This is a genomic window from Plantactinospora mayteni (assembly GCF_016862935.1).
Classification (GTDB): domain Bacteria; phylum Actinomycetota; class Actinomycetes; order Mycobacteriales; family Micromonosporaceae; genus Plantactinospora; species Plantactinospora mayteni.
On the sequence record NZ_BONX01000041.1, the window covers coordinates 50,464 to 60,294 of the forward strand.

Consider the following 9,831-nt stretch of genomic DNA (forward strand, 5'->3'; position numbering starts at 1 on the left):
CACGCCAGAGAGACGCTCGTCAACCGGTGCGGCCGGAGCCGGCCGGAGTACCGGGCCGCTCGGTCCGGCTGTCCACGATCGCCGCGACCAGCGCGACCAGTACGAACCCGATGGTGGCCAGCAGGGCGTCCCGGAACGCCCGGGACCAGCCGTCGTGCGTGGCGGCCAGGGTACTGAAGAAGATCGCGCCGACTCCGGCGATGCCGGCGGCGGCGCCGATCCGCTGGCCGGTCTGCAACATCCCGGCCGCGCTACCGGCCTGGGCGACCGGCACCTCGGAGAGCGTGAGGTTCTGGTTGGGGGTGATCACCAGCCCGCTGCCGAGCCCGGCGACCAGCAGCGGCAGGGCGGTGGCGAACGGCGCGCCGTGCCCGGGCACGAAGTGCAGGGCCACGATCACCCCGCCGAGCCCGACCGCGACGGCGGCCAGGCCGATCGCGACCAGTGGCCGGCCGAACCGGTTGACGATCCGGCCGCCGATCGCCGCGGTGACCGCCGAGCCGAGCGCGAACGGCGTGATCGCCACGCCGGCCTCCAGGGCGGTGTAGCGCAGGCCGGCCTGGAGATAGAGGGTGAAGAGGAAGAAGACCGCGACGAAGCCGCCGAAGTAGAGCAGCCCGATCAGGGTGCCGAGCGAGTACGACCGGAGCCGGAACAGGGCCAGGTCGAACAGTGGCTCCCGGCGGCGCCGGTAGCGCAGTTCCCAGCCCACGAAGCCGAGCAGCACCAGCAGCCCGGCCGGGATCAGCAGCCACTTCAGCGGCCCGTGCCACTGCTGTTGTTGCACCAGCGGCAGCAGCAGCAGAACGACACCGAGCCCCAGCAGCAGTACGCCGACCGGGTCGAGACCGTCCCGTCCGGCCCGCCGTCCGGCAGCGGTCGGCAGCAACCGCCAGGCGAAGAGGATCGTCACGATGCCGACCGGTACGTTGACGAAGAAGACCAACCGCCAGCCGAGGTGCTGTCCGCCGAGTTCGATCAGGGCGCCGCCGAGCAGCGGGCCGACCCCGGTGGAGATGCCGATGGTGGCGCCGAGCAGCCCGAACGGGCGTCCCCGGGCCGGCCCTCGGTAGAGCTGCTGGATCAGCCCGATCACCTGCGGGTTCACCAGTCCGGCCGCCGCGCCCTGCAACAGTCGGGCGCCGATCAGCCAGGCCGGCGACTCGGCCAGCCCGGCCGCCGCACTGGTCAGGGTGAACAGGGCGAGACCGAGGATGAAGACGTTACGGCGGCCCCGCGCGTCGCCGAACCGGCCGGCGGGTACCAGCATCAGGCCGAAGGTCAGCGCGTAGCCGGAGAGGATCCACTGGAGATCGCTCGGGGTGGCGTGGATGGCCTGGTCGATCGAGGGGATCGCGACGTTCACGATGCTCACGTCCAGCAGCGTCATGAACGCGGCGACCAGCCCGATGGTGAGCGCCTGCCTGCGCCGCCGGGCGGCGGTCCGCTCGTCCAGCCCGGCCAGTGGATCCGGTTCCGGTTCCGCCGGCCCGCCCCGGTCACCCGGTCTGCCCTGACCACCTGGTCTGCCCTGACCGCCCGACCCGCCCCGGTCACCCGGTCCGGGCTGGGCGCCGCGATCCGGTGGATTGCGTTCTGCCGCGCTCAATCGGGCCTCACTGACTGAACCTCTCCACCTGGACCGCGACCGCGCGCACGCACCGCGTCCGGCCCTGCGGGCGTTGGACGGCAAGGGGAGGTTGAAAGGTTCACTGTGCCGCGTCCGAGTCGTGGGCCGCGAACGGTGACCGCCGGGGACAGACTATCGCAAATAGCCCGGAGGCCCGGTCAGCGACGTGCCGGGCGGCTCGTCCCCGGCCGGTCGGCGCGGCCGGTCGGCGGCGGAATCAGGCGAGCTGCTGGGAGCACCAGCGCGGACCGAAGTCCAGACCCTCCATCGGGGAGTCCTCACGGTGCAGCAGGTTCTTCTCGCCGAGCACGTGCAGCGGCGTCGTCAACTGGTCCGGCGGCAGGCCGACCTCCTCCGCGATGGCCTCCGGAAACGGCACCTGCCCCCGGGCCTCGAGGGTGGTGACCGCCTGGTACACCCGCTGTTCGATGTCGGTGAGATGTAGCTGTTGCATGGTGACCTCCTCGCCCACGCACAGTGCGCGGGCAGTTCGCGAGGCCGCGATTACCCACGGAGACGGCGTTGATGCACCGGGTACCGGATCCGGTGCCGATCGTCGGCCGGCGCCCGTTCCCGGAGCCGGCCGGCCGGTAACCTAGGCTGCTACCCGTGATCTGGGACGTGGCCGTGATCGGGGCCGGACCGGCCGGGCTCTCCGCCGCGTTCGCCGCCGCCCGGGCCGGAGCGCGGACGGTGGTGCTGGAGAAGTCCGCGCATCCGCGCTACAAGACCTGCGGCGGTGGGCTGATCGGCACCTCGCTGGCGGTCGCCGCCGCGCGGATCGACGTCCCCGCCGACGACCAGGTGGACCGGGTGACGTTCACCGCCGATGGCCGGCGGGAGTTCACCCGCCGGCACCGGTCGGGGCACCTGCTCACGATGGTGCGGCGGGAGGAGTTCGACGACCGGCTCCGGGTCGCCGCGGTCGGCGCGGGCGCCGAACTCCGGCAGCGGGTCGCGGTGCGCGGGGTCGAGCAGGACCCGGACGGGGTACGCGTCCGGCTCGCCGACGGCACCGAACTGCGCGCCCGGGTGGCGGTCGGTGCCGACGGCTCGGCCGGGGTGACGGCCCGTCAGGTGGGGGTGGAATACGCACAGGTCGACCTCGGGCTGGAACTGGAGATCCCGATCCCGGCCCCGCTCCAGCAGCGCTGGCGCGGCCGGTTGCTGCTGGACTGGGGTCCGCTGCCCGGGTCGTACGCCTGGGTCTTCCCAAAGGGTGACCGGCTCACCGTCGGGGTGATCGCCGCGCGGGGCGAGGGGGAGCGGACCCGGCGTTACCTGCGGCGGTTCCTCGAGCGGCTGGGCCTGTCCGGCCTGGAACCGGCGCACGACTCGGGGCATCTGACCCGGTGCCGCGCCGACGACTCCCCGCTGCGCCGGGGCCGGGTACTCGTCGCCGGGGACGCGGCCGGCCTGCTGGAGCCGTGGACCCGGGAGGGGATCAGCTTCGCGCTGCGCTCCGGCACGCTCGCCGGCGCGGCGGCGGCCGACGGCGACCTCGACGGCTACGTCCGGGCGGTGCACGACCAGCTCGTCCCACCGATGCGCGCCGGGCAGCACATTCTCGCCGCCTTCTCCCGACACCCCGGCATCTTCCACACCGCCCTGGCCACACCGCCCGGCTGGCGCATGTTCACCGCCTTCTGCCGGGGCGAGACCACCTTCGACCGCACCCTGGAGCGCCGCCGGGTACGCGCGGCGCTGGCTGTGCTCCGCTGACCGCCCCGGCGGCGCCCCAGGTCCGTGGCGCTACCCGCCGGCGGCACCCGCTCGATCGGGCCGGTACGCCGTGAAGCGGCGCAGCCGCAGCGAGTTGCCGACGACGAAGACCGAGGAGAAGGCCATCGCCGCACCCGCGATCATCGGGTTGAGCATCCCGATCGCGGCCAGCGGCAGCGCGGCGACGTTGTAGGCGAACGCCCAGAACAGGTTGCCCCGGATCACCCGTAGCGTCGCCCGGGACAGCCGGATCGCGTCGACGGCGGCGGTCAGGTCGCCGCGTACCAATGTCAGGTCGGCGGCCTCGATCGCGACGTCCGTACCCGTGCCCATGGCCAGCCCGAGATCCGCCTGGGCGAGCGCGGCGGCGTCGTTGACCCCGTCGCCGACCATCGCCACCACCCGGCCCTCGGCCTGAAGCCGCTTGACCACGTCGAGCTTGTCGGCCGGCAGCACCTCGGCGATCACCTCGTCGATGCCGACCTCGGCCGCGACCGACCGGGCGACCGCGCCGTTGTCGCCGGTGAGCAGGACCGGGGTGAGGCCGAGCCGCCGCAGTCCGGCCACCGCCTCGCGGCTGGTCGGCTTGATCGCGTCGGCCACCACCAGCGCTCCCCGGACCTGGCCGTCCCAGCCGGCCAGCACCACGGTCCGACCGGCGGCCTCGGCCTCGGCGACCGCCGGGCCGAGCGCGGCGGGCAGGTCGAGGCCCCGGTCGGCCAGCAGGCGGGCCCGGCCCACTGTGACCGCCCGGCCGTCGACGGTCCCGGTCACGCCCAGCCCCTCGACGTTGGCGAACCCGTCGACCGCGGGATGTGGCCCGGTGCGCTCGGCGGCGGCGGTGGCGACCGCACGGGCGATCGGATGCTCGGAGGCGTTCTCCAGGGCACCGGCCAGCCGCAGCAGCTCGTCGGTGTCCTGGCCGTCGGCCGGGAGGATCTCGGTCAGCGTCATCCGCCCGGTGGTGACGGTACCGGTCTTGTCCAGCACCACGGTCTCCACCCGCCGGGTCGACTCCAGTACCTCCGGACCCTTGATCAGGATGCCGAGCTGGGCACCCCGGCCCGTACCCACCAGCAGCGCCGTCGGGGTGGCCAGCCCGAGGGCGCAGGGGCAGGCGATGATCAGTACCGCGACGGCGGCGGTGAACGCCGCCGTGACGCCGTCCCCGGAGCCGAGCCAGAAGCCGAGGGTGGCCACGGCGAGGGCGATCACGATCGGTACGAACACTCCGGAGATCCGGTCCGCCAGGCGCTGTACCTGGGCCTTGCCGGTCTGGGCCCGCTCGACCAGGGTCGCCATCTGGGCGAGTTGGGTCTCCGCCCCCACCCGGGTGGCCCGGACGACGAGCCGTCCCCCCGCGTTGACCGTCGCCCCGACCACCTGTTCGCCGGGACCGACCTCCACCGGCACCGACTCCCCGGTGAGCATGCTGGCGTCGACGGCGGAGGAGCCGTCCTCGACCACGCCGTCCGTGGCGATCTTCTCCCCGGGGCGGACCACGAACCGGTCACCGACGGCGAGCTGGTCGACCGGGATCCGCGCCTCGGCACCGTCGCGGAGGATCGTCACCTCCTTGGCGCCGAGTTCGAGCAGGGCCCGCAGCGCGGCACCGGCCCGACGCTTCGACCGGACCTCGAAGTAGCGACCGGCGAGGATGAAGAGCGTGACCCCGGCCGCCGTCTCCAGGTAGATGTTGCCGGCCCCGTCGCTCGGCCCGATGTCGAGGCTGAACGGGTGGGTCATGCCGGGCACACCTGCGGTGCCGAGGAAGAGCGCCCAGACCGACCAGCCGAACGCGGCGAGGGTACCGAGCGAGATCAGGGTGTCCATGGTGGCGGCACCGTGCCGCAGGTTGATCCAGGCGGCCCGGTGGAACGGCAGCCCGCCGTACGCCACGACCGGCGCGGCGAGGGTGAGCGAGAGCCACTGCCAGTAGTCGAACTGCCAGGCCGGTACCATCGCCAGCACGATCACCGGCACGGTCAGCACCAGCGACACCAGCAGCCGGGTACGCAGCGTCCGCAGCTCGTCGACCGGTGCCCCCGACTCCGACCCGGACTCGCCGGCCGGTCGTGGCGGCGGTGGCAGCGCTGCCGTGTAGCCGGTCTTCTCCACGGTGGCGATGAGTTCGTCCGGGGTACGGGTGTCGTCGAAGGTGACGGTCGCCTTCTCGGTGGCGTAGTTGACCGTGGCGGTCACCCCGTCCAGCCGGTTGAGTTTCTTCTCGATCCGGCTGGCGCAGGAGGCGCAGGTCATCCCGCCGATCTTCAGTTCGATCCGGTTGGGCGCCATGGGTAGTCGTCCGGCGGCCGGTGCCATTGTTGCCTCCTGGGCTGTTCGTGTCCGTGGCACTAGTTGTGTCCGTGGCGCTAGTTGTGCCCGTGGCCGGGCTCGCCGTGCCCCGGCTCGGCACCACCGGGGGCACCGGTCGTCGGCGCGGGCCGGTCGGGTGTCGCGCCGCCGTCCGGTGTCCCGGTGGGCGGTGGACTGCCGTCCGGCGTGCCGGCGGGCGGCTGTTGGGCCGGCGAGCCGGCGGTCAGGGTGAACTCGGCGGTCCGGACGGTGCCGCCGTGCTGGAAGTCGAGATACAGCCGATAGGCGCCGGCCGAGGGGACGTCGGCGAAGAAGGTGATCTCGGGACCGGCGGGTGTCCGTCCGTCGCCGGGCTCGCCGTCCGGGTGCACGTGCAGGTACGCCAGGTCGCCCTCGCGAAGCGCGACCAGGTGGCCGTACGCGCCGAGGTAGGGCTGCAAATCGGTGACCGGTCGTCCGTCACGGCTGACGGTCAGGGTCAGTTCACTGGTCTGGCCCGGCGCCAGGGCGCCGTCGAGGCGTACCTGGTATCCGTCGACCTCGGCGGTCGGGGCCGGTGCCGGCAGCGGCCGGGGTTGGAAGTCGCCGGCCACCGCGACGTCGAGCCCGAGGGTCAGTGCCTCCGCGCCGCTGGGCTTGAAGTCGGCGAACGCCCGCCAGCTCCCGGGACCGGCCACCGGCGAGGCGACCCGCCAGGTGCCGTCGGCGGCCATCTCGGGGTGTACGTGCCGGAAGCCGGACAGGTCCCGACGGGCGACGATCAGGTGCATCCGCTTGTCGTGTTCCACGTCGTAACCGGTCACCGGCCGCCCGTCCGGCCCGATGATCCGGAACGCGAACTCCCCGTCCGGGGCCGGTACGCCGGTCAGTGTGTAGCCCCGGTCGGAGACGAGCAGCCCACCCGGTAGCCGTGGTGCGCTGGGAGCCTCGGTGCCGGTGCCGTGTCCGGCGGAGTGGGCGGAGTCGGTCGAGTCGGTGGAGTCGGCGGTACGTACGGGGCCGGTCAGCTCACCGGCCCCGTACGCCGCGCCGAACACTGTCGCGAGCCCGAGCGCGAAGGCGCTCAACTTCGTCGCGGTGTTCATCGCGTTACCTGGTTTCTGCTGGGTCGAGCGTGGTCAGGAAGCGACGAGTTCGTAGCCGGCCTCGTCGACGGCGGCCCGGAGCTGCTCCGGGTCCACCGGGTCGTTGCTGGTGACCGTGACCGCGCCGGAGGCCAGGTCGACGGTCACCTCGGTCACGCCCGGGAGCGCGCCGACCTCTGTGCTGACGGCGTTGACGCAGTGCCCGCAGGTCATTCCCTTGACCTGGTAGCTCTGGGTGATCATTGCAGTTCTCCCTTCCCTGCCCCCCACCCTATACCCTAGGGGGGTATGCGACGGACGAGTTTACCCCTCGGGGGTATCCGTACAACAGGACAGTAGCATACCCCTGGGGGGTTAGCTATGCTTGGGGCATGACGACACCTGCGGAAACCCCGACTCGTGGTTACACCGCCAGCAAGGACCAGTTGCTCGCGCGGCTGCGCCGGGTCGAGGGGCAGGTCCGCGGGATCGAGCGGATGGTCGAGGACGACCGCTACTGCATCGACGTACTGACCCAGATCTCCGCCATCCAGGCCGCGCTGGACAAGGTCGCGCTCGGGCTGCTCGACGGGCACGCCCGGCACTGCATGCACGAGGGCGCTGCCGAGGGCCGGGCCGACGAGATGGCCACCGAGATGATGGCCGCCGTCGGGCGGCTGATGAAGCGCGGCTGACCCGTCAACTGTGCGCCGGATCGGCCTGGCCCACCGGGCCGGGGGTCGGGAAGAGGTCGACCTGCTCGCCGAGTTCCACGTCCCCGGCCAGGTGGGCCGGCGCCGGCCGGTCGGTCGACGGCAGTCTTGAATATCGCCGCCCGGCGCCGTCGGGGCTCGGCCGGGAGGTGACCCGGAACGGCACCATCGCGATCGGCGCCGGCGGCGGCTCGAACCTGCGGTCGCCCCAGCGCAGCCAGACGGCGATCCGGCCAGCCGCCGCCTCCAGCCTGAGCTTGTCCACCGAACGCTGCCGGTCGGAGTGGTCGACCTCGATCACCACCGGCGCACCGTCCGGCCGCGCACATCCGACGTCCACTATGGAGTGCCGGTGCTCGTACGGCGGCGGCAGCGGCATCACGCTGGTGGCCCGCCGGTACACCCGCCAGCCCTGCGCCATCGCCCAGGCCGCCACCGAGTCGATCAGCAGCACGGTGACCTCGTCACTCGTCTGGTCGGTGAACGTCAGCCGGCCCAGCCAACCGGTCAGCGCGGCGCCGATCCGGGCGCCCTCCTCGGCCTGGTCCACACTCCGACCGTACCGGTAGAAGTTCGGCCGACGCCGCCCGCGCGGGCGGCGGACTTCGCGCCGCGTCCCGGCGACTCGATCTACGTGCGCAATCCCGAGAAACTGTCGCGGGTGCAGCGGGAGACCGCGGTGAGCCGCGGGCGTCGGATCCGCGTCCGCTGCGTGAGCCGCGCGATCTCGGGCCACGGTCAGGGGGTGAGGACGACCTTTCCGGTGACGGTTCCAGACTCGGCGAGGCGCACGGCGTCGGCGGTGCGGGCCAGCGGGAACCGGGCGGCGATCTGCGCGGTGACGTGTCCGGCGGCCATCGCCTTCAGGACCTGGGTGAGGTCGTGTCGCAGACGGGCCCGGAACCGCTGTTTCGCCAGGGGGCGGCCGGCCCAGATGTTGTAGAAGTAGGCTCGCCGCGCGTTGGGCAGCGCATTCCAGGTCCAGACCCTGGCGAGGATCTTGAGTACCGGCAACTGCTTCGAGCCGGCGTCGTCTCGGGTGCTGGCGCTTCCGTAGGCGACCAGGGTGCCGCCGGGGGCGAGCAGTCGCCACGAGTCGGAGACGCTGCGCGCCCCGAGGTGGTCGAAGACCGCGTCGACGCCGTCGGGCGCGATCTCCCGCACGGCGGCCGGCACGTCGACGTGGTAGTCGATCGGCGTGACACCGAGGTCACGCAGCCTGTCGTGGTGGCGCGGGGAGGCGGTACCGATCACCCGAGCCCCGGCGAGGCGGGCGAGCTGTACCAGTGTGGTGCCGACGCCGCCGTTGGCGCCGTGCACCAGAATCGTCTGGCCGGCTCGGACCCGCGCCTTCCGGTGCAGCATCTGCCAGGCGGTGATGCCGTTGACCACCACGGTCTCCGCCTCCACCGGGTCCAGTCCGGCGGGCACCGCCACCACGTCGGCGGCCTCGACGACGACGTGGCTGGCCCAGCCGCCCACCTTGGTCAGCGCCGCGACGCGCTCGCCGAGGAGCCGGGGGTCGGCGCCGGCCCCGACCGCCTGGACGATTCCGACGAGGTCGTAGCCGGGGACGAACGGGAACGGTGGCTGGTCGTAGTAGCGCCCCCGACGCATCTGCTGCTCGGCGAAGGAGACGCCGGTGGCCTCCATCCGGATCACCACCTGGCCGCTGCCGGGGGCCGGGATCGGTGACGTGCGTACCTGCAGTCCGCCTGGGTCCACCACGCCGGGGAGCACGATCTCGGTCCGTCGCTCGGTCGTCATCCTCGTACCCTTCGATAGCTGGTTAGCACTTCTCGTGTTAGTTAGAAGCTCTAACATCAGTATTATGGGCTCACTGAGGTGGTGTCAAGCGAGGGGACCAGGCATGGACGAGGCCGCCAGGAGTCCACGGACGCGTTACCGCGAGCAGGTCCGTGACGAGATCAAGGCGTACGCCTGGACGCAGGTGGCCGGCACCGGCGCGTCCGCGCTGTCGCTCAACGCCATCGCCAAGCAGATGGGGATCAGCGGTCCGGCGCTCTACCGCTACTTTCGCAACCGCGACGAGCTGATCACCGAACTCGTCCTGGACGCCTACCGCGACCTCTCCGACACCTGCCGGGACGCGGCGAAATCCGCGCACGCACCGGCGGCCCGACTGACGGCGGTCGCACTCGCCCTGCGCCGCTGGGCCCTGGCCGCCCCGCACCGCTACCTGCTCATCTACGGCACCCCGGTACCCGGCTACGCCGCCCCACCCGAGGCCACCGCGATCGCCGCCAGCATCATGTCGGTACTGCTCGACGCTTTCACCGAAGCCGAAGCCGAAGCCGAAGCCGAAGCCGAAGCCGAAGCCGAAGCCGAAGCCGAAGCCGAAGCCGAAGCCGAAGCCGAAGCCGAA

General features: G+C 72.5%; 10 protein-coding genes. 3 read left to right on the plus strand and 7 right to left on the minus strand.

Annotated elements, in window-relative coordinates:
• Positions 1-19 precede the first annotated feature (19 nt).
• Together Pma05_RS28450 and Pma05_RS28455 are read right to left on the minus strand one after the other, a co-directional pair.
• The gene (locus Pma05_RS28450) at positions 20-1,465 is read right to left on the minus strand and encodes an MFS transporter (protein WP_275414764.1); all 1,446 of its coding nucleotides are present in this window, start codon (positions 1,463-1,465) and stop codon (positions 20-22) included.
• Between the two features lie 382 nt (positions 1,466-1,847).
• The gene (locus Pma05_RS28455) at positions 1,848-2,084 is read right to left on the minus strand and encodes a hypothetical protein (protein WP_203860565.1); all 237 of its coding nucleotides are present in this window, start codon (positions 2,082-2,084) and stop codon (positions 1,848-1,850) included.
• Positions 2,085-2,239: 155 nt separating this feature from the next.
• Between Pma05_RS28455 and Pma05_RS28460 the strand changes: the two genes are divergently transcribed.
• Positions 2,240-3,352, plus strand: coding sequence for a geranylgeranyl reductase family protein (locus tag Pma05_RS28460; RefSeq protein ID WP_203860566.1), 1,113 nt, complete (start codon positions 2,240-2,242; stop codon positions 3,350-3,352).
• 30 nt (positions 3,353-3,382) lie between these two features.
• Here the strand turns inward: Pma05_RS28460 and Pma05_RS28465 are convergent, their stop codons facing one another.
• Genes Pma05_RS28465 through Pma05_RS28475 form a run of 3 tightly spaced genes read right to left on the minus strand, consistent with a single transcriptional unit; the run spans position 3,383 to position 6,996 of the window.
• Complete coding sequence (locus tag Pma05_RS28465; protein WP_203860567.1) at positions 3,383-5,674, minus strand: heavy metal translocating P-type ATPase; 2,292 nt, start codon at positions 5,672-5,674, stop codon at positions 3,383-3,385.
• Positions 5,675-5,724: 50 nt separating this feature from the next.
• Positions 5,725-6,753 carry a DUF8832 domain-containing protein gene (locus tag Pma05_RS28470; RefSeq protein ID WP_203860568.1) on the minus strand — a complete coding sequence of 343 codons (1,029 nt, stop codon included), beginning with the start codon at positions 6,751-6,753 and terminating at the stop codon, positions 5,725-5,727.
• Between the two features lie 33 nt (positions 6,754-6,786).
• The gene (locus Pma05_RS28475) at positions 6,787-6,996 is read right to left on the minus strand and encodes a heavy-metal-associated domain-containing protein (protein ID WP_203860569.1); all 210 of its coding nucleotides are present in this window, start codon (positions 6,994-6,996) and stop codon (positions 6,787-6,789) included.
• Positions 6,997-7,124: 128 nt separating this feature from the next.
• On the opposite strand from Pma05_RS28475, the gene Pma05_RS28480 reads away from it, so the two are divergent.
• A complete protein-coding gene (locus tag Pma05_RS28480) occupies positions 7,125-7,427 on the plus strand; it encodes a metal-sensitive transcriptional regulator (RefSeq protein ID WP_101365859.1) in 303 nt (100 codons plus the stop codon).
• 4 nt (positions 7,428-7,431) lie between these two features.
• On the opposite strand, the gene Pma05_RS28485 is transcribed toward Pma05_RS28480, so the two are convergent.
• Positions 7,432-7,995, minus strand: a complete 564-nt coding sequence (locus Pma05_RS28485; RefSeq protein ID WP_203860570.1) for a hypothetical protein — start codon at positions 7,993-7,995, stop codon at positions 7,432-7,434.
• A gap of 188 nt (positions 7,996-8,183) precedes the next feature.
• Positions 8,184-9,212 (minus strand): medium chain dehydrogenase/reductase family protein, encoded by a 1,029-nt coding sequence (locus Pma05_RS28490; protein WP_203860571.1) that lies wholly within the window; start codon positions 9,210-9,212, stop codon positions 8,184-8,186.
• 103 nt (positions 9,213-9,315) lie between these two features.
• On the opposite strand from Pma05_RS28490, the gene Pma05_RS28495 reads away from it, so the two are divergent.
• Positions 9,316-9,831: TetR/AcrR family transcriptional regulator (locus Pma05_RS28495; protein ID WP_203860572.1), on the plus strand; the 516-nt coding region annotated here is incomplete at its 3' end.

Excerpts from the sequence above, each read along its gene's own strand:
- Pma05_RS28470 (WP_203860568.1), bottom strand. The coding sequence starts at position 6,753 with ATGAACACCGCGACGAAGTTGAGCGCCTTCGCGCTCGGGCTCGCGACA.
- Pma05_RS28475 (WP_203860569.1), bottom strand. The coding sequence starts at position 6,996 with ATGATCACCCAGAGCTACCAGGTCAAGGGAATGACCTGCGGGCACTGC.
- Pma05_RS28480 (WP_101365859.1), top strand. The coding sequence starts at position 7,125 with ATGACGACACCTGCGGAAACCCCGACTCGTGGTTACACCGCCAGCAAG.
- Pma05_RS28465 (WP_203860567.1), bottom strand. The coding sequence starts at position 5,674 with ATGGCACCGGCCGCCGGACGACTACCCATGGCGCCCAACCGGATCGAA.
- Pma05_RS28455 (WP_203860565.1), bottom strand. The coding sequence starts at position 2,084 with ATGCAACAGCTACATCTCACCGACATCGAACAGCGGGTGTACCAGGCG.
- Pma05_RS28490 (WP_203860571.1), bottom strand. The coding sequence starts at position 9,212 with ATGACGACCGAGCGACGGACCGAGATCGTGCTCCCCGGCGTGGTGGAC.